The organism is Ferruginibacter sp., from assembly GCF_049840995.1.
Lineage (GTDB): Bacteria > Bacteroidota > Bacteroidia > Chitinophagales > Chitinophagaceae > Ferruginibacter.
Genome location: NZ_JASGIP010000008.1, coordinates 741,968 through 760,840, shown reverse-complemented (window position 1 = coordinate 760,840; position 18,873 = coordinate 741,968). Strand labels below are relative to the sequence as shown.

General features: G+C 43.5%; 18 protein-coding genes. 11 read left to right on the top strand and 7 right to left on the bottom strand.

What is annotated here, in order from left to right; genetic code table 11:
- Positions 1-77 precede the first annotated feature (77 nt).
- The 4 genes from QM738_RS24205 to QM738_RS24190 form a co-directional block, all read right to left on the bottom strand.
- Entirely contained in the window at positions 78-662 is a 585-nt protein-coding gene (locus QM738_RS24205; RefSeq protein ID WP_462279349.1) for a bifunctional nuclease family protein, read from the bottom strand.
- A gap of 74 nt (positions 663-736) precedes the next feature.
- Positions 737-1,555 (bottom strand): hypothetical protein, encoded by an 819-nt coding sequence (locus QM738_RS24200; protein WP_462279348.1) that lies wholly within the window; start codon positions 1,553-1,555, stop codon positions 737-739.
- Between the two features lie 74 nt (positions 1,556-1,629).
- On the bottom strand, positions 1,630-2,592 hold the full coding sequence (locus QM738_RS24195) for an electron transfer flavoprotein subunit alpha/FixB family protein (RefSeq protein ID WP_462279347.1): 963 nt from the start codon (positions 2,590-2,592) through the stop codon (positions 1,630-1,632).
- Between the two features lie 145 nt (positions 2,593-2,737).
- On the bottom strand, positions 2,738-3,481 hold the full coding sequence (locus QM738_RS24190) for an electron transfer flavoprotein subunit beta/FixA family protein (RefSeq protein ID WP_462279346.1): 744 nt from the start codon (positions 3,479-3,481) through the stop codon (positions 2,738-2,740).
- A gap of 53 nt (positions 3,482-3,534) precedes the next feature.
- On the opposite strand from QM738_RS24190, the gene QM738_RS24185 reads away from it, so the two are divergent.
- A complete protein-coding gene (locus tag QM738_RS24185) occupies positions 3,535-3,918 on the top strand; it encodes a tetratricopeptide repeat protein (protein WP_462279345.1) in 384 nt (127 codons plus the stop codon).
- Between the two features lie 89 nt (positions 3,919-4,007).
- Positions 4,008-5,333, top strand: a complete 1,326-nt coding sequence (gene tilS / locus QM738_RS24180; RefSeq protein ID WP_462279344.1) for a tRNA lysidine(34) synthetase TilS — start codon at positions 4,008-4,010, stop codon at positions 5,331-5,333.
- Here the strand turns inward: tilS and QM738_RS24175 are convergent.
- The 3 genes from QM738_RS24175 to QM738_RS24165 all read right to left on the bottom strand — a co-directional run bounded on the left by QM738_RS24175 (position 5,323) and on the right by QM738_RS24165 (position 7,529).
- Positions 5,323-5,943: a rhomboid family intramembrane serine protease gene (locus tag QM738_RS24175; RefSeq protein WP_462279343.1), complete on the bottom strand. Its 621-nt coding sequence runs from the start codon at positions 5,941-5,943 to the stop codon at positions 5,323-5,325. The genes tilS and QM738_RS24175 overlap by 11 nt on opposite strands.
- A 6-nt stretch (positions 5,944-5,949) precedes the next feature.
- Positions 5,950-6,423: a 23S rRNA (pseudouridine(1915)-N(3))-methyltransferase RlmH gene (locus QM738_RS24170; protein ID WP_462279342.1), complete on the bottom strand. Its 474-nt coding sequence runs from the start codon at positions 6,421-6,423 to the stop codon at positions 5,950-5,952.
- Positions 6,424-6,485: 62 nt separating this feature from the next.
- Entirely contained in the window at positions 6,486-7,529 is a 1,044-nt protein-coding gene (locus tag QM738_RS24165; protein ID WP_462279341.1) for a LacI family DNA-binding transcriptional regulator, read from the bottom strand.
- Between the two features lie 232 nt (positions 7,530-7,761).
- Between QM738_RS24165 and QM738_RS24160 the strand changes: the two genes are divergently transcribed.
- The 9 genes from QM738_RS24160 (at position 7,762) to QM738_RS24120 (ending at position 18,782) form a co-directional block, all read left to right on the top strand.
- A complete protein-coding gene (locus QM738_RS24160; RefSeq protein WP_462279340.1) occupies positions 7,762-8,949 on the top strand; it encodes a TonB-dependent receptor plug domain-containing protein in 1,188 nt (395 codons plus the stop codon).
- Positions 8,897-11,098 carry a SusC/RagA family TonB-linked outer membrane protein gene (locus QM738_RS24155; protein WP_462279339.1) on the top strand — a complete coding sequence of 734 codons (2,202 nt, stop codon included), beginning with the start codon at positions 8,897-8,899 and terminating at the stop codon, positions 11,096-11,098. Before QM738_RS24160 ends, QM738_RS24155 begins: the two co-directional genes overlap by 53 nt.
- Positions 11,099-11,117: 19 nt before the next feature.
- Positions 11,118-13,016: a RagB/SusD family nutrient uptake outer membrane protein gene (locus tag QM738_RS24150; protein ID WP_462279338.1), complete on the top strand. Its 1,899-nt coding sequence runs from the start codon at positions 11,118-11,120 to the stop codon at positions 13,014-13,016.
- An 81-nt stretch (positions 13,017-13,097) separates the two neighbouring features.
- Positions 13,098-13,859 (top strand): rhamnogalacturonan acetylesterase, encoded by a 762-nt coding sequence (locus tag QM738_RS24145; RefSeq protein ID WP_462279337.1) that lies wholly within the window; start codon positions 13,098-13,100, stop codon positions 13,857-13,859.
- Positions 13,860-13,864: 5 nt separating this feature from the next.
- Entirely contained in the window at positions 13,865-14,818 is a 954-nt protein-coding gene (locus QM738_RS24140) for a pectinesterase family protein (RefSeq protein WP_462279336.1), read from the top strand.
- Positions 14,819-14,822: 4 nt separating this feature from the next.
- Positions 14,823-15,749: an alpha/beta hydrolase gene (locus QM738_RS24135; RefSeq protein WP_462279335.1), complete on the top strand. Its 927-nt coding sequence runs from the start codon at positions 14,823-14,825 to the stop codon at positions 15,747-15,749.
- Between the two features lie 8 nt (positions 15,750-15,757).
- Positions 15,758-16,726 carry an alpha/beta hydrolase fold domain-containing protein gene (locus tag QM738_RS24130; RefSeq protein WP_462279334.1) on the top strand — a complete coding sequence of 323 codons (969 nt, stop codon included), beginning with the start codon at positions 15,758-15,760 and terminating at the stop codon, positions 16,724-16,726.
- 196 nt (positions 16,727-16,922) lie between these two features.
- Positions 16,923-17,525 (top strand): RNA polymerase sigma factor, encoded by a 603-nt coding sequence (locus tag QM738_RS24125; protein WP_462279333.1) that lies wholly within the window; start codon positions 16,923-16,925, stop codon positions 17,523-17,525.
- Positions 17,526-17,588: 63 nt separating this feature from the next.
- On the top strand, positions 17,589-18,782 hold the full coding sequence (locus tag QM738_RS24120) for a FecR family protein (RefSeq protein ID WP_462279332.1): 1,194 nt from the start codon (positions 17,589-17,591) through the stop codon (positions 18,780-18,782).
- Positions 18,783-18,873 lie beyond the last annotated feature (91 nt).

The following is an 18,873-nucleotide window of genomic DNA, read 5'->3' as shown; positions in this document are numbered from 1 at the left end:
GATAATTTCAGGGTCGTATGAGTTGATGAGAATTGCAACAATTATTAATTATTCATTAACCCATTATTCATTATTAATTACTTCGTCTTCCTGCTTTTTATCTCGTCGCGTATTGCAATGGCGCGGATATAATCTTCGCTGTCGAGTACTTCACTTAAAAGTGCATTCAGTTCTTCCAGGCTCATGGTCTTAAGGTCGTCACTGCCGCCGCCTTCGCTGGTCACGGGCTGTGTCTTTTTCTTTTTACCATCATCTTCCATTAAAATGCCTGCCTGGTCCAGTATAGAATCGTAGGTATACACGGGGCAGCCAAAACGCACTGCGAGGGCCAGCGCATCCGAAGTGCGGGAATCTATTTCTACCGTATCGTTGGCCGAACTGCACACCAGCTTGCTGTAAAAAATGCCTTCCTGCAGGTCGTTGATCACTACCTCGTGCAATTCAACATTAAAAGCCATCATGAAATTCTTCATCAGGTCGTGTGTGAGCGGGCGGCTGGGGCTCATGCGTTCCAGCGCCACAGCAATGGCCTGTGCTTCAAAACCACCAATTACGATGGGCAGCCTGCGAAGACCATTCACTTCTCCCAAAACCACGGCATAGGAATGCGTTTGTGTAATGCTGTGCGATAATGCTACTATTTCCAGTTCTATTTTCTTCATATGATCCTGTCCCTTGGGTTGGAAGGTGAATATTTAAAAAGCAAATATAAAAACAAAAGGGTGTAAAAATGTATTTAGTGTTCTTTTCTTGCCACAGGCTTTACAGTAGCAGAAGTTTTTGATTTAGCGGGTTTTACAGGCGCCTTTTTAACTGGTTTTTTAGGTTTGGGGGCAGGCATCGCGGTATCTGCCATTGCCGGTAACACTGCAGTGGTATCCACCATGGGCATATCGTAATTCACTGTTTTACTGTCAACATAATCTGCAGGGATGATAAATGCCGATTCATCGATCGCACCCGGTTTAATGGAGATCGCTTCTGCCGTAACGATCTTTGCTTTGGAGCTGTCAACCGCTCCTCCATCAGAAAAAGGGTTGGAGAACTGCAGTTCCGCACCCAACACGATCCTGTTTTTCTGAACAATTACAAATTCCATATTGCCGCGGAATTTATCGGGTATATGGTACTGTAAACTATCGGCCAGGTAAAAAACAGTATTGGTGGCGCCAAACATGCCTCCCAGCAAACTGCCCAGTCCGTTGTTTTCCGGTATCATCGGGAGCGCTGTATACCCGGCGATCATTCTTTTTTGTGGTGCATCCATGGGCGTTTTGATGCTCAGTAATTTCTTTTTAAAAGTTTTATGATCAGCATTGAGTGTAAAAGTTGCAGCAGAATCCAAAATGATAAGAAGGGCATCATTATCATATTCCGCTTTTTCTTTGAACAGCAGTTTTATTTTCCTGTTGCCAAAAAAAGCTTTCAGTTCAGCATCGGGTTTATCTTCTTCCGAAGCGTGTAGTTTATAAACGATCTCCCCCTGGAAATCCTGTTGCGCTTTTGCAAAAACTGCCAGGCAGATAATAACAGTTGATAAGAATAATTTTTTCATATTGGTGGTTTATGAAACAAATATAAAAAATAAAGCCTCCCGAATGGAAGGCTTTGCTTTAAACTATAATTTGTTTATGCTCCTTTTAATTTCTTTACTGCTTCAATGATCTTTGGCATTACTTCAAAAGCATCGCCTACAATACCATAATCAGCTGCTTTAAAGAAAGGCGCTTCGGGATCTTTATTGATCACCACGATCACCTTACTGCGGTTTACACCGGCCAGGTGCTGGATAGCGCCGCTGATACCGATGGCAAAATAAAGATTGGGTGCAATGGCCAGGCCCGTTTGTCCCACATGCTCATGATGCGGACGCCAGTGAATATCTGCTACAGGACGGCTGCAGGCGGTTGCAGCACCTAATAATTTTGCAAGATCGGTAACCAATCCCCAGTTCTCAGGACCTTTTAAACCACGGCCACCACTTACCACTATTTCTGCTTCGCTCAATGGTACTTCGCCTACAATTTTATCAACTGATGATACCGTTACTTTTGGCGTGCCCACCGTTGCTGATAATGCAGCTACTTCGGCAGTGCCGTCCTGTGTGGAGATGGAATAGGAGTTGGGGTTGAGCGCAATTATTTTTACCGCAGTATTGATGGCCACATTTGCAAATGCCTTACCACTGAAAACATTTTTCTTTACCACGAAGCCGTTGCCGGTATCGGGTAATGCAACAGCGCCACTTACCAAACCTGCTTTTAATTTGGCGCTTAACCTTGGTGCAATGGCCTTGCCACTGATATTGTTGGAAAAGATCACCACCGTAGCACCTGTTGCAGCAACCGCTTCGGCCAGCACAGCAGTAAATACCTGCGCATCCAGGTGATCGAGCGTATCATTCTTTACGGTATGAATTTTTTTCAAACCATATTTTCCCAATGAAGGCAGGTCTTCGGTAACATTTCCTAAAACAATACCTTCCGCTGCAACGCCCAATTGTGCTGCAACCTTAGCACCGTAGCTTGCTGCTTCCAAAGATGATTTTTTTATGTGACCTTCTGATTGGTCAAGAAAAACTAAAACTGACATAATTTATAAGTTTTACTGTTGACAAATTTGTAAACAGTTGTTACTAATTTTTTAATAAAACAAAACCGGGACCTGATAAAATTAAAAGAACTAAAAATTATATAATAATGATCCCACCTTAGTTCCCCTTCAGGGGACAGGGGCATTAAAATACTTTGGCTTCTTCGTGTAATAAACGAACTAATTCCTCAGGAGTTTCAGGCGAAACTAACTTTACACCGGCTTTTGCAGGCGGAAGATCAAAAGAAACAATAGAGGTCAAAGCATCCACCGCAACTGGTTCCACCACTTTTAATGGTTTGCTCCTGGCGCCCATAATGCCTTTCATATTAGGAATGCGTTGTTCGGCCATCCCTTTCTGGCAACTAACTACTACGGGTAGACTAACTTTATCTGTTTCTTCGCCACCTTCAATTTCACGTACAATGGTGGCAGCGCCTGCAGCCACATCAAATTTAATTGCAAGTGATACATAAGGCATATCCAGCAATTCGGCCACCATGCCACCAATGGATGAACCATTATAGTCGATGGTTTCTTTACCGGTGAACACCAGGTCGTAACCGCCCTGTTTGGCCACTTCGGCAATCTGCGAAGCGATATAAAAACTATCATGGCTATCTGCATTGATGCGGATGGCTTCATCACCGCCCAGCGCCAATGCTTTGCGGATGATGGGCTCAGCATCAGCTGCGCCTACAGTTACCAAATGAATTACAGTGGAAGGATCTGCTTCTTTTAATTCGATGGCCCTCACTAAGGCATACCATTCATCGTAAGGGTTGATGATCCATTGAACACCATCAGCAGCAAATTTCGTATTGTTATCGCTGAAAGCTATTTTTGCCGTTGTGTCCGGCGTTTTTGAAATGCAAACGAGTATCTTCATATTACAATCTGTTTTTACCCTGTTTTAAAGGGGATTATGTCAATTGGTTGTTTATGCAACTATTTACAAAGATAAGAGAAGAAGGTGATACGCTTACACAAAAAACTAAAAATATTTTTAATACTATGAGCAGGATAGAAAAATTGCTGGAGTACATGAAAACATCGGATAAGGATAGTTTTCTGCAACATGCGCTGGCGCTGGAATACATTAAAGTAGATAAGGATGAGGAAGCCCGCAAACTTTTTAACGAGATATTGCTGCGGGAGCCTACTTATATCGGTTCTTATTATCATTTAGCTAAGCTGCTGGAACGTGCCGGAGAATTTGAAAAAGCGATAAAAGTATATGAACGCGGCATGTGGGAAGCAAAAAGGGCAGGGGATAACCATTCGTATAATGAGTTGCAGGGAGCGAAGGAAGACCTGGAAGAGTAGCCCCCCTAACCCCCCTAAAGGGGGGAATCATTATGTAGAAGATTTTTGCGAAAAAATATTTTTATCATTGTCGAACTGGAAACAGCAATATGGATCTTTTTGGAAAATTTAAACAATACATTCAACAACAAAATCTTTTTAATCCAAAAGATAGATTGCTGCTGGCTGTAAGTGGAGGCGTGGATAGTGTGGTGTTGTGTGAACTGTGTAAGCAGATGGGGTACGATCTTGCTATTGCGCATTGTAATTTTCAATTGAGAGGCGAGGACAGTGTAAGAGATGAATTGTTTGTAAAAGAACTGGCAGCAAAATGCAAGGTTCCTTTTTTTTCAACCAGCTTTGATACTAAAGCGATCGCAGCAAAAGAAAGAACGTCCATTGAAGAAACAGCAAGAAACCTGCGCTATGCATGGTTTGAGCAAATAAGGAAAGAAAAAGATTATGCGTTTGTCGTAACAGCTCATCATGCAGGTGATAATATAGAAACAATGCTGATGAATTTTTTCCGCGGTACGGGTATTAAAGGTCTGCACGGCATTTTACCGAAACAAAATCATATTGTAAGGCCCTTGCTTTTTGCTGCTAAAAAAGATATTCTTGATTTTGCAACAGCAAACAATATCGCTTTTGTTACCGATCATACTAACGAAGAAGATGATTTTACCCGTAATTATTTCCGTAACCAGCTGATACCTGCAGTAAAAAAAGTATTTCCGGCGGTAGAAGAAAATCTTTTGAACAATATTGAAAGAATGGGAGCGGCGGAACAATTATACAACCAGGCAGTAGAGCTGCATAAAAAGAAACTACTGGAACATAAAGGGAATGAAGTGCATATTCCTGTTTTAAAAATGCAAAAGCTGCAGCCGCTTTCCACCATTGTGTACGAGATCATCAAAGATTTTGGTTTTACAGCACATCAAACAGCGGACGTGCTGGGATTATTACAAAGCAGTTCGGGAAAATATGTACAGTCTGCCACACACCGCATTATCCGCAACAGGGCCTGGCTCATCATTTCGCCCAACAAAACGATCGATGCTTCCAATATACTTATTGAAGAAGAAGATAAGACCATGCTTTTTGAAAATGGCACATTGCAAATAGAAAAACATTCCACATTCGATATTTCAAATTCGCCATTCACCGTACAACTGGATATCAAAGAAATACAATTCCCTTTATTACTACGCAAATGGAAACAGGGTGATTATTTTTATCCCTTAGGCATGCAGAAAAAAAAGAAGCTCAGCCGTTTTTTTATTGACCAGAAATTATCACTTACCCAAAAAGAAAATGTTTGGGTGATTGAAAGCAATAAAAAAATATTGTGGGTGATCGGTCTGCGTATGGATGACCGCTTTAAGATAACCGCTAATACCCAGCAGGTATTGCAGCTAACGCTTAAAACGTAGGATGCAGCAGCTTTTCGATAAAACCTTTGAACAGTTCGGGTTTTAAAATAGCCGTATATGCAAAACCGTACACGCTACCCCAGAAGTGCGCATTGTGCCCGATATTATCTCCGCCGCGTTTGCTCATATAAGCACAGTACCATAAATATAGCACGCCGAATACGATATTAGGAAGCGCCAGCACACCAAATAATGCAACGCCTTTTACCCAGGGGTCGAATATCATGGAAGCAAATATTACTGCAGAAACAGCGCCGGAAGCACCCAGTGCTGCATAAGATGAGTTGTTACGGTTCTTTATAAAATCAAAAACAGAGGCTGCGATCAAAGAGGTAAAGTATAATACAATGTACTCGGTTTTGTTGAACAGGTACATTTCTATAAAGCTGCCAAAAGAATACAATGCAAACATGTTAAAGAACAGGTGAATGAAATCCGCATGAATAAAACCATGACTGATGAATCGGTAATATTCCGAAGGGGAAGACATACCATAAGGATAAAAAAGCGCCTTGTTCTTTACCTCAGTATTGGAAAATGCTATTAAAGAAATTACAACGGTGAGCGCTATGATACCAAAAGTTAACGGGTATTGCTGAATATCCTCCATGTGGTTTTATTTATGATGATAGTTTTCGTTTTTTATAATAGTACAGGCCCGGTACACCTGCTCGGCCAAAATTAATCTTACCAACTGGTGCGGAAATACCAAAGGAGATAAGCTCCATTTATAATTGGCCCGCTTCATCACATCTTCACTTACGCCATAAGCGCCACCAATTAAAAATACCATTTTCTTTACACTTTCATTGGCCCTTGTTTCGATGAACTTTGCCAGCTCTTCGCTTTTGATCAGCTTGCCTCTTTCATCCAGCAATACCAGGTAATCATCTTTTTGTAAAATGCCTGTAATGCTTTCGCCTTCTTTCTTCTTCAGATCCATTTCGCTCAGCGTGCCGCTGTTTTTTGGAACAGGTATGATATGCCATTCCACCGGGTAATAATGTGAGATGCGCTTGGTGAACATTTCCACAGCCTCCTTTACATGGGCTTCGTGCGCTTTACCAACCGACCAGAATTGTATTTTCATGAGCGTGAATCGTGACGAGTGAGTGGTGAGTAGTGAATGGAATGGTGAGTAAAACTGTATGGTTATTTTATGGGTTTGTTTTTCCCGGAAGATTCGCGGATGATGAGTTCTGTCTGCAATGCTTTCGATTCAAAATCAGTAACCGGCCGTTTGCTTTCTATCATGCTGATCAACAATTCGGTGGCCACCTGGCCGATTTCAAATGCAGGTTGTCTTACTACTGATAAAGGCGGATTGAACATTTCGCCCAGGTTGGTATTGGTAAAACCAATGATGGCAATATCATCGGGTATCCGCTTGCCCAGTTTTTGTAAAGATTGCATGCTGGCAGTTGTAAGGCGGTCGCCGGCGGTAAAAAAAGCATCTACTTTTGGTTTCAGCTTCACGATCTTTTTCACGGCATCTTCCACCTCATCATATATCATACCGCCGTGATGGCAAAAATGTACCAGCTTATCGTCGTATTCAATATTATGTTTGCGCAGGGCTTCTTTATAGCCTTCCAGTCTTTCCACTGAAATAGAAAGATAGGGTGCGCTGGTAACATGGGCGATCCTTTTAAAACCATTATTGATCAGGTGTTCCGTAGCATCAAAAGCCCCTTTAAAATTGTCGGCAATTACTTTATGGGTGTTTATTTCATTTACGATACGATCGAAAAAAACAATGGGCAGGCCTTTTTCGTACAACTGGCTGAAATGGCCATAATCCTTTGTTTCGCTGGATACCGAAACCAGTAATCCATCCACCGACCTGGAGGCAAGGTGATCCAGTATCACCGATTCCCTTTCGTACGATTCGTGGCTTTGTGATATAATAACATGGTAACCCCGGTTGTAGGCAATGGATTCGATGCCGTTGATGGCCTGGGAAAAGAAATTATTGGCAATTTCGCAAACAATGATGCCCAGCGAATGGTTGCGGCGCTCCTTCAGGCTTAAGGCAATAGGATTGGGGCGGTAGTTGATCTTTTCTGCATATTCCAATACCAGTTTCTTGGTCTCCGAACTTATTTCATAACTGCCCCTTAAAGCCCTGCTCACTGTTGATGTAGATAATCCTAATGCTTTTCCTATATCCTTGATTGTTACCGGTTCAAACTTCATTTTTTGTTTTTTGGCAAGTGCAAATCACCGTTATTTTTTTCAAGTTACAGCTTTTTAAGGGGATAAAATAATGTGGCAACGTTATCGGGAACGTTTGCGTAAAAATAGTGGCGGCTGCTAATTATCTGAGCAAAAAAAAAGTTCTAACATTGGTCATTGATTGCTGCCGCAGCCCGGCTTTTCTCCCCGAAAAGCAAGCTGTTTTTTAAACTAGTAAACTAAATACTGCTATATGAATAAGTTGTTAGTACTGCTCACAATCTTTTTTATGTTGCCTTTTGCCCTGTCGGCTCAAAACAGGACGATCAAGGGTAAGGTGACGGATGAGACGGGCGCACCCATTGCCGGGGCGAACATCATCTCCAAAAGCTCCAAAAAGGGCGTTCAGACCGACAAGAACGGTAATTTTTCTATGGAAGTGACCGGCAACGGCCCCGTGGAACTGATCGTTTCTTCCGTTGGTTTTACGGTAAAACCGGTAACTGTAACCGGCAGCGACCCGGTAACTGTTCAGCTGGCGAAAGCTGTGGTTACCCAGGACGATGTGGTGATAGTGGGGTATTCCAGTGTAAGGCGAAAGGACCTTACCGCCTCTGTATCCACCATTGGTTCCAAAGATCTTAAAGACAACCCCGCCAACTCGGCTGCAGAAGCCCTGGCCGGTAAACTGGCCGGTGTGCAGGTAAGTGTATCGGAAGGTACACCCGGCGCCGATGTGGACATCTTTGTAAGGGGTAGGGGTTCTATCACCCAAAGCGGTGCGCCGCTGTATGTGGTGGATGGTATACAGATTGAGAATGCACTCTCTGTATTATCTCCACAGGATATTGAAAGTGTTACCGTATTGAAAGATGCGGCTTCCACAGCTATCTATGGCGCAAGAGGTGCCAACGGTGTATTTTTGATCACTACCAAAGGTGGCAGGAACACACAGGGTAAAACATCTGTTACCTACAACGCATTCTTTGGTTTCAACACCATCACCAGGAAACTGGATATGATGGATCCTTACAATTTTGTACTATATGCTTATGAAAGGGCCAAGTACACAGAGAATGCTACTGATACTGCCGTGGCAGCACAGTATATTAAAAGGATGAGCAACTTTGATACGATCGCTCCTACTTACAGCAATTACGTAAACCCAATGGACTGGCAGGAGCGCATCATGGGCCGCAATGCCAAACAATCCACACACAATATTTCTGTATCAGGTGGTACTGCTGCTACGCAGTATAATTTAAGCGCCACCTGGAACAAGCAGGAAGGTTTGTTACTGAATTCGGATTACGACAGGAAACTGGCGAGCTTTAAATTCGATCATAAAGTAAGCAATGCTTTAAAAGTTGGTTTCAACGTACGTTATAATGTTACAGTCGGTGGATGGCGCCGGTACATCGGATGTGGGAGGTGCAGGTAGCAACAGGTTGCGCCAGTTCACCCGTTATCGTCCGTTGATACTGCCGGGCCAGACAGAAGATTTTTATGATGCTGACCTGGATGCCCGCAACCCCGGTAATGGTTTAAATGAATTGAATCCATTAAAAGTGCTGGATGCAGAATACAGGAAACGTACGATCACTGCTTACAACTTCAATGGCTATTTTAATTTGAATATTATAAAGAACCTGACCTTCAGGAGCACGTATGGTTATGATGTGAACAAGGCGGAGTCAAAAGCATTTGATGATACCTTGACTGCCACTTCAAGAACCTATAACAAGTTGCCGATATTAACACTCAGCAATAACGATCGTTATACATTGAACAACTCCAATGTATTTACTTACAGCAACCAGTCGCTGTTTAAATCCAAACATGGCCTGGATATCTTGATCGGTCACGAGATCTATCAAACTATCAATAAGATAAACTCGATGGAAGTAAGATATTTCCCTGTGGGTATCAAACCAGAAGTTGCTTTTGCCAACATCGGCCTCGCTTCGGCGCCGGCTGGTTTCTCGCAGCCTAAGCCGGCTTCTTCGGAAGTTACCACCAGGCAGGTATCATTCTTTACCAGTTTGAAATATAATTTCAACAGGAAATACCTCCTTACTTTTAACTTAAGGGCGGATGGTTCTTCTTTATTCGGACCTAACTATTCCAGTGCAATTCCTTTAACCGATTCCACCAACCGCAAATGGGGTTACTTCCCTTCTGTGGCACTGGCATGGAGGTTGTCGCAGGAAAATTTCATGAAGTCGCTTAACTTCCTGAATGATGCAAAAGTAAGGCTGAGCTTTGGACAGGCTGGTAATAACAGGATCAACGCTTACGGATACACGACGGGCTTTACCACTCCTTCAAATGGTGGTTATGGTTTGAACGATGCGTTGGCTTATACTCTGGTTACACCCGGCAGATTGGGTAATCCCAACATCACCTGGGAAACACTGGAATCAAAGAACGTTGGTCTTGACCTGAGCTTCTTTAAGAACAGGATCACACTGACCGCGGATTATTATTCGAATACTACCAAAGATCTGCTGATCGAAAATAAATTTCCTGCAACATCAGGTTATACCACCCAGTACCAGAACGTAGGTTCTGTACGCAACCAGGGTCTTGAACTGCAATTGGGCGCTACCGTAATGCAGAAGAAAGATTTTCAATGGGATGCTAATTTCAACATCTCTTTCAACAGGAATAAGATACTCAGCCTGGGTACCAATACACAATTTACCGCTAACTCCGGCTGGTTCACTACAGCTAACGCTGACGACTACCTGCTGAAAGTAGGCGAGAGTGTGGGTACCATGTATGGCCTTGTGGTGGATGGTTTTTATAACGTGGATGATTTTACCACCAGCGCTTACAGCAATGCGTCTTATCCACTGCTGACTACACAATACAAATTAAAATCAGGATTGGCTGATCCAATTTCAGTACTGGCTGACCTGGTTGCTCCGGGCCAGATCAAATACCGCGATGTGAATGGTGATGGCAAAATAACACTGGATGGCGACAGGGCCGTTATTGGTAATGCACTGCCTAAATTTACCGGTGGTTTCAACCAGACCTTTTCTTTCAAAGGTTTTGATCTGAACATCTTTACCAACTTCTCTTATGGTAATGATATCTTTAATGCCAACAACCTGGAATATTCCAATGCTTATGGTGTAGATGCCAACATGCTGTCTGTAATGAACGGCAGGTGGAAAGTGATCGACAGCAAGGGCAACCTGGTGCAAAAACAGATCAACGCCACCACTACAGTAGGTATTGCACCGGCTGATCTTGCGGCACTGAATGCAGGAGCCACCATCTGGCAGCCGATCAGGACCACTACCGGTTTCTACCCGATGTCTTACGCAGTGGAAGACGGTTCTTTCTTAAGAATAAATAATATAACTTTAGGATATAATTTACCGAAGAACATCATCAGCAGGGCCAAAATATCGAGCCTGAGGGTGTATGGCACTATCTACAATGTGGCCACTATCACCGGTTACAAAGGCTACGACCCTGATGTGAACGCAAAACGCAGCAACCCGTTAACACCGGGTGTTGATTACTCTGCTTATCCAAGGGGCCGCACTATTCTTGTAGGTTTAAATCTATCATTCTAAAACACTAAAACGATTCAATATGAAAAATAAGATCATGAACATAAAAGGTGTCGCAGTAGCATTGCTGTGTACCGTTCTGCTTTCGCTTTCATGTAAAAAATATTTATCACCCGAACCGGTTTCCACATTCGATCCCAGCTTTGTATTTGGTAATGTACCCAATGCAAGGGCTGCATTGATGGGCGCCTATTTTTCCATGGCCGGCGATTTTGGTTATGGTATCAGGGTGAGCTATTACTATGCACACGATGATGATATTATCATGGGCGGTGGTTCTGCACTGGACCAGTTAAGGCACCAGGAAGCACACTATACATTAGTGGCAGGTAACACGGATATCGTAAGTACTTTCAACCAGTTTTATGCAGGTATTGAAAGGGCCAACAACTGTATCTATTATATTCCCAAAATGCCGCAGTACAGCGAAACCGGCACCAGCGCAGATAATGTGGAGCTGAGAAGGATGCTGGGCGAAGCTTATACCATCAGGGCGCAGTATTATTTTGAACTGATCCGTTTATGGGGAAATGTACCGGAGCAAAGAACGCCATCCGCATTTATACCCGACCTGTTCCCGAAAAGAACCAGCAGGGATACCATTTACGATCATATACTGAAAGACCTTGCTATTGCAAAGAATTTAATGCCGTGGAGAACTGCCGTAACACAGGACGAACGTTTTACCAAAGGTTCAGCAATGGCACTGCGTGCAAAAGTTGCTTTGTTTGCAGGCGGCTATTCGCCTGATATCAATGGTGTGATCTCAAGGCCTGCCAATTATCTTGATTTTTATAAAATAGCCAGGGACGAAACCTGGGAAATAATGCAGAACAGGAGCCAGCATACATTGGCTGCCACGTTCAAAGGTTTATTTAAAGATGTGATCGATGCCCATAAATCAATGGACCCTGCAGGAGAACTGATCATGCAGGTGGCCATGGCCAACGGTACCAACTCCGATAGTAAAATTGGTTTGCAGAGCGGAACCAAGATCAATGGTGTGGGTGGTTCATTGGGCAATATGTTGCCTACTTATTTTTACCAGTTCGATTCAACTGATGTAAGAAGGGATGTAAGCTTTGTGCCTTTTGAAGTGGTAAGGGATGTGTTTGGCCGTGGACATGCCAGCAACAGTATCTATGATGGTAAGTTCAGGAGAGACTGGGTATCTAGTCCTGCATTCTACTTCAGTATTGGGGTAAGCGCCGGCGTTAGTACCACACCTGCATCCAACCAATCATTACAGAATATGCAGCTGAACTGGCCGCTGATACGCTTTGCAGACGTTTTATTAATGTATGCAGAAGCACAGAACGAGATCAACAACGGCCCGGATGCTAATTCATATAATGCGTTTTCTGAAGTAAGCCTGAGAGGACACAACGGCGTTGCGGCACAGGTGCCTGCTAACCCTGGTAATAAAGATGCCTTCTTTAAATTACTGGTTAAAGAAAGAATGCTGGAATTTGGTGGCGAAGGTATCCGCAAATGGGACCTGATCCGCTGGAACCTGCTGGGTAAAGCATTAACTGAAAGTAAAGCAAACCTTGCTGCAATGGCTGCAGGAACTGCGATGGTAGCTTATACTTACCAGGCTGCACCACCTGCTTATTGCTTAACAGCCAACCTGCCTAAGCAAATGTATTATTACCAGAATGCATTGGCTGAAAACGGGCAGATATGGGCGAACTCTTTTTATACAACAACACCGGCAGTGGCACCTTTGGATCCAACTAATGGTAACATACAGTTGACCACAACAAACAGGGTAAACTGGTTTGCCAATACCAATATTACCACCACCTATGTTAACTACTTAGGTTATGGATTTAAAGATGGCCAGAGCCAATTATATCCTATACCACAAGCGGCCATAGATGCGAATGTGAACCTGAAGCCACAGAACTGGGGTTATTAATGTAGTTTTTTTTCTCAATAATCGTTTATGTTTTGAAGGCTGCCCCCGTGGCAGCCTTTTTTAAGCCTCTAAAATTTTAAAATGAAAAAATATCTTTATGCAGCAGCACTCTTCTTAGGTGTGTTTGCTTTTATGCCGGCAAAGAAAAAAATAAAAGTGTACCTGATCGGCGATTCCACTATGTGTGAATATGATTCTTCAAGAGCGCCGCTAACGGGATGGGGTATGCCTTTTAAATATTTTTTTGATTCTACTGTAAAAGTAGATAACCGGGCCAGGGGTGGCCGCAGCACCCGTACCTTCATCAGTGAGAACCGCTGGCAACCCATTGCCGATAGTTTACAGGAAGGTGATTATGTACTGATGCAGTTTGGCCATAATGATGAAGCAAAAGAAGAAATATACAAGGATCGTTACACACCTGTACCGGATTATAAAACCAATCTCATCAAATTCATTACCGAAACAAGGGCCAAAAATGCTAACCCGGTTTTGATAACACCGGTTACGCGTATGCGCTTTGATAAAGACGGTAAGATAGAAGAAACGCACAAGGAATACTCTGCGGCTGTATGGGAAGTGGCTAAGCAAACCAACACACCGGTAATAGACCTGGATGCCAAAAGCCGTGACCTGTTACAGCAGTTTGGTCCTGTCAATTCAAAATTGCTGTTCATGCAGCTGGATTCGCTGGAACACCCCGGCTATCCTAATGGACAAAAAGACAATACACACTTTACTGAATTTGGCGCAAGACGTATGGCAGAAATTGTGTTGAAAGAAATAAGAAATTTAAAACTGGAGCTGGCGGAAAGAATATATATACCACCGGCAAAAAAATAAACAGGATGAAGCGACTGTTGCTGATAAGCCTTTCTTTTATTGCATTGCATGCCACTGCGCAAACCATTAAAAAAACGGTGGCGCAGGATGGCAGCGGCGATTACACCACTGTGCAGGCTGCTTTTGATGCGGTACCTGCCAACAATGCAAAACGCACCATCATTTTTATTAAAAAAGGGATCTATAAAGAAAAATTATTCCTGGATTCCACTAAGAAAAATGTTTCTATAACAGGAGAAGATAAATCGACGACGATACTTACTTATGATGATCATACCGGTAAGATAAGTGCTACCGGTGAGGTGATCAACACCCGCAGCTCCTGGAGTTTCTTGATAAAGGCAGACAATTTTACGGCCAGTAATATCACCTTTCAAAATGATGCAGGCTTTACGGCAGGGCAGGCCGTTGCAGTGGAATCGGATGGAGATAAAGCCGTTTTTACCAATTGCCGTTTTATCGGTTTCCAGGACGTGCTGTTTACCAACAGCGAAAAAAGCCGGCAGTATTATAACAACTGTTATATTGAAGGCACTACTGATTTTATTTTCGGGTCCGCTACTGTATGGTTCGAAGGTTGTACCATTTACAGCAAAAAGAATTCGCATGTTACGGCCGCATCCACTCCGCCGGAAAAGAAATTCGGTTACATTTTTAATCATTGTACTTTAAAGGGTGATACTTCGCTGCACAGTGTATCGCTGGGAAGGCCCTGGCGGCCTTATGCTGCCGTAGTGTATATGCATTGCTATATCGGCGAGCATATTAAACCGGAAGGCTGGAGTAACTGGAACAATACAGATAATTATAAGACCGTACGCTATGCGGAATATAAAAATTACGGACCTTCATCCGATCCTTTGAAAAGGGTGGAATGGAGTAAACAATTAACGGAGGAAGAAAGTAAAGAATATACTATAAAGAACATTTTTGGCGATTGGGATGTTACTAAACAATAAAACTATGCGTAAACATACCGGGATACTATTATTGCTTTTACTGGCCTTGTATAAAATAGAGGCGCAGCAGTTCATTCCTATATGGCCCGAGGGCAAAAAGCCCAACAGCAATGGCAAAAAAGTGACCGACAGCCTTTTCAATGAAAGAATATGGCGTGTAGCCGTTCCCGGTATATATGCATTGCCGGTTGCCAAATCGGACAATAATGGCAGTGCGATATTGATATGCCCCGGCGGTGGATACGAAAGGGTATCATATATCTATAACGGTTTTAATTTTGCCAAATGGTTCAACAGCCTTGGCATCAATGTATTTGTTTTGATCTACCGGCTGCCCAACCAGGCCGACCTGCAGCAGCGGGAACTGGGCCCGTTGCAGGATGCACAGAGGGCCTTGCGCTGGATAAGGGCCAATGCCGCACAATGGAATATCAAGCCCGATAAGATCGGCGTGATGGGCATTTCGGCCGGCGGTCATGTGGCCAGTATGCTCGGCACACAAACCACTGATGTATCGGCCATAAAAGATTCGCTGGATACGGTAAGTTACCGCCCCGATTTTATGGTGCTGCTTTCCCCCGTGATCACCATGGGAAAATTTGCACATCCCGGTAGCAGGAAACAATTTTTAGGAGCGGATACCAGCGCCGCCATGATAGAAAAATATTCCAGCGAAATGCAGGTGTCTTCTTTTACACCACCGGCATTCATCGTGCATGCATTGAATGACAGTACTGTTCCGGTAAAGAACAGTTTACTTTTTTACAATGCACTCGTGGATAAAAAGATCAATGCTAGTATACATGTATTTCCGCAGGGCGGGCATGGCATCAGGCTGGATGAAAACCCGGGTTCTACTGATTTGTGGCTGAACCTGCTGGAATTATGGATGAAAGAAACCGGTTTTGTAAAACCTATACCATTTAAATAAACACCAGGATGACAAAAACAATTGCAGTTGTTTTTGCCGCATTATTTATTGCAGCTAAAACACAGGCCCAGCTTCTTAGTGGCCTTACAGGAATCACCGACACTACATTCTCCAACCGCAGCGCTTTTGCAGGAGCAAAAAAACAATATCCCGATATCAGCCTGCCAACAGTAACAGCAATGCCGGCGGTGAGCATCCAATATGATGTTACTTACAACAAAACAGGCAAGCGCAGTTTAAAGCTGGATGCATTTTATCCCAAAGAAAAAAAAGAGAACAACCATATTGCGATCATCATGATCTATGGTGGCGGATGGCGTTCGGGAAATAAGACACAGCACCATGCACTGGCACAGCAGCTGGCTGCAAAAGGTTATGTTTGTTTTACACCCGAATACCGGCTATCTACTGAAGCATTATTTCCTGCTGCGGTGTACGACCTGAAAGCAGCGATCCGCTGGGTGAGAGAACATGCAGCCAGTTATAATATTGATACAAATAAAATTGTCACTGCAGGTTTTTCTGCAGGGGGTGAACTGGCTTCGTTTTTGGCCACCACGGGTGATATGCCTTTGTTTGAGGGTGTGAATGCACCGGCTGCCACGTCATCTAAAATAAATGCGCTGGTAAATATTGATGGCACACTTTCGTTTGTGCATGCCGAAAGTTCTGAAACGACGGACACCAGCAGCAGGATAGGAGGCAGTACTTACTGGTTCGGCTACACGCAGAAAGAAAATTTTAAACTGATGGAAGCAGGATCGCCCCTGACATTTGCAGGGCCCCGTACACCACCCAGCCTTTTTATCAACAGCAGTATTGCCCGTATGCATGCAGGGCGGGATGATTTTACCCGGATACTGGAAAGCAATCATATTTATACCGAAGTACATACATTTCCCAACACGCCGCATACTTTTTGTTTGTTTGAGCCCTGGTTTACCCCAACGGTAAACTATATTGATGCGTTTTCTTAAAAAAGTGCTCGGGCCGGGAGTTAAACAATAAAACCGGCGCTGGCCCATCAAGACATCTGTTGAAGAAAAGCAGTAATAGGATTACCCGGAACAGCGCCCAGGATCCGTACCCGCCGAAATGTTAAAGCCTGTGAATATCATGTAATATTTTGTAGTTTTACTATACGCTTGTTTAATACCAAATACGTCTTGCCGCATGAATAATGTGTCTTACACAAATGAACAGGAGTTGCTGTGCGCTATTGCTTCGGGAGACCAGGATGCATACCGGTACCTGTTCAACAACAGTAAAGACAAGGTATATTCCTACGCTGTACATTTTACCCGTTCCACTTTTATTGCAGAAGAAATTACGCAGGAGGTATTTGTAAAGCTGTGGGTAGGCAGGGATACATTGACCGATATCAACAATATTGAGGCATGGATGGCCACAATTACCAGGAACCTCTGCTTTAATTATCTAAAAAAGAAAGCGCTGGAGCTGAAAGTAAAAACGGCCGTTACTGCAAAAGAAGATACTGCTACAGAAAATGTGGAAGAGTACATTTTGTACAAAGACCAGCTCAGCATGTTGCAGCTTGCTATGGAACAATTATCGCCCCAGCAGCGCATGATCTTCCGCCTGAACCGCGAAAACGGGTTGAAGAACGACGAGATAGCCCGCCAGTTGAACATTACCCCCAATACCGTTAAAACCCATATGGTGACTGCGCTGCGTAAGATCCGCCAGTTCATGGAAAGTCATCCCGCCAGTATATTTTTACCCCTCGCCATTTTTCTGAAAATTATTTTTAAATAGCCTAATCCTTTTTTTGCTGCCGGTTGTCTTTTGTAAAGAAGATCGATACAACGATTGCAAAAGATGAAAAATAAAAGATTAGCATACCTGCTCAACGGCTACCTGTCCAAAACTATTTCCGGAACAGAAGAAAAGGAGTTATTTGCCCTTTTGGCGGAGGGTGAGAACGATGAAGAAGTAAAGCTTTTTATGAATGACGTATGGAGCAAAACCAATACCGGCCACCAGCTCAGCGAAGCGCATTCCGATAAGATATTATCCCTGCTGTTTGAACAGGAAACACCTGCAAAAGGAGTACCCATGCGCTCTTCCCGCCGCAGGATATGGTGGGCGGCCGCATCCATTGCATTGCTCATCAGCATCAGTGGTATTTATTATTTCGCAAGCAAAAAGACGGCTTCTAAAAATGATATTGCAAAAAATATCCCCTCTTCTAAATATAAAAATGATGTGGCGCCCGGCACTACCGGTGCTGTGTTAAAACTGGCTGATGGAAGTTATATCGTGCTGGACAGCGCTTCCAACGGTACTTTGAGCATGCAGGGCAGTATGAAAGTAGTTAAGAATGGTGGTGTGCTGAATTATGTGCAGGATAATGACAGTAAGGTCAGCTCGGGCTATAATATTATCGAAACCCCGCGGGGCCGCCAGTTTGAACTGGTGCTGGAAGATGGCACCAAAGTATGGCTGAATGCGGCATCTTCTATCCGCTACCCGGTGGTATTTGACGACAAGGAACGTAAAGTGGAGATCACCGGCGAAGCTTATTTTGAAGTGGCTAAAAATAAAGAGAAGCCATTTCGGGTATCCGTTAACGGTACTACGGTAGAGGTATTGGGCACACACTTCAATATCAATGCGTATACAGACGAAGCTTCTCTAAATACCACACTGCTGGAAGGATCGGTAAAGGTGATCAAGAATGAAAACACCATGCTGCTGACCCCGGGCCAGCAGGCGCAGGTGAACGAAACCGGCGCTATTACCAAAGCGCCACGGGTGAATACGGATGAAGTAATGGCCTGGAAGAACAATAACTTTTCCTTCAATAATACCGACCTGAAAAAACTAATGCGGCAGCTGAGTCGCTGGTACGATGTGGAAGTGGAATATAAGAATAACAGCGAGCCCATCAAATTCAATGGTGATATTTCACGGGGTGTAACGCTCTCTAACGTGTTAAAAATGCTGGAACTGACCGGTGAGGTAAGTTTTGCAATTGATGGAAAAAAAATAATTGTATCAACCGAAAATTAAAAATTATGAACGGATAACTGCGTAGGCAGAAAAAAAACCGGAAGTGTTGCAGCACTCCCGGAAATATGTTCTGGCCAACCATAAAAAATAG

Coding starts and splice junctions, on each gene's coding strand:
- QM738_RS24205 (WP_462279349.1), bottom strand. CDS start 662: ATGAAGAAAATAGAACTGGAAATAGTAGCATTATCGCACAGCATTACA.
- QM738_RS24200 (WP_462279348.1), bottom strand. CDS start 1,555: ATGAAAAAATTATTCTTATCAACTGTTATTATCTGCCTGGCAGTTTTT.
- QM738_RS24195 (WP_462279347.1), bottom strand. CDS start 2,592: ATGTCAGTTTTAGTTTTTCTTGACCAATCAGAAGGTCACATAAAAAAA.
- QM738_RS24190 (WP_462279346.1), bottom strand. CDS start 3,481: ATGAAGATACTCGTTTGCATTTCAAAAACGCCGGACACAACGGCAAAA.
- QM738_RS24185 (WP_462279345.1), top strand. CDS start 3,535: ATGCAACTATTTACAAAGATAAGAGAAGAAGGTGATACGCTTACACAA.
- tilS (WP_462279344.1), top strand. CDS start 4,008: ATGGATCTTTTTGGAAAATTTAAACAATACATTCAACAACAAAATCTT.
- QM738_RS24175 (WP_462279343.1), bottom strand. CDS start 5,943: ATGGAGGATATTCAGCAATACCCGTTAACTTTTGGTATCATAGCGCTC.
- QM738_RS24170 (WP_462279342.1), bottom strand. CDS start 6,423: ATGAAAATACAATTCTGGTCGGTTGGTAAAGCGCACGAAGCCCATGTA.
- QM738_RS24165 (WP_462279341.1), bottom strand. CDS start 7,529: ATGAAGTTTGAACCGGTAACAATCAAGGATATAGGAAAAGCATTAGGA.
- QM738_RS24160 (WP_462279340.1), top strand. CDS start 7,762: ATGAATAAGTTGTTAGTACTGCTCACAATCTTTTTTATGTTGCCTTTT.
- QM738_RS24155 (WP_462279339.1), top strand. CDS start 8,897: ATGTTACAGTCGGTGGATGGCGCCGGTACATCGGATGTGGGAGGTGCA.
- QM738_RS24150 (WP_462279338.1), top strand. CDS start 11,118: ATGAAAAATAAGATCATGAACATAAAAGGTGTCGCAGTAGCATTGCTG.
- QM738_RS24145 (WP_462279337.1), top strand. CDS start 13,098: ATGAAAAAATATCTTTATGCAGCAGCACTCTTCTTAGGTGTGTTTGCT.
- QM738_RS24140 (WP_462279336.1), top strand. CDS start 13,865: ATGAAGCGACTGTTGCTGATAAGCCTTTCTTTTATTGCATTGCATGCC.
- QM738_RS24135 (WP_462279335.1), top strand. CDS start 14,823: ATGCGTAAACATACCGGGATACTATTATTGCTTTTACTGGCCTTGTAT.
- QM738_RS24130 (WP_462279334.1), top strand. CDS start 15,758: ATGACAAAAACAATTGCAGTTGTTTTTGCCGCATTATTTATTGCAGCT.
- QM738_RS24125 (WP_462279333.1), top strand. CDS start 16,923: ATGAATAATGTGTCTTACACAAATGAACAGGAGTTGCTGTGCGCTATT.
- QM738_RS24120 (WP_462279332.1), top strand. CDS start 17,589: ATGAAAAATAAAAGATTAGCATACCTGCTCAACGGCTACCTGTCCAAA.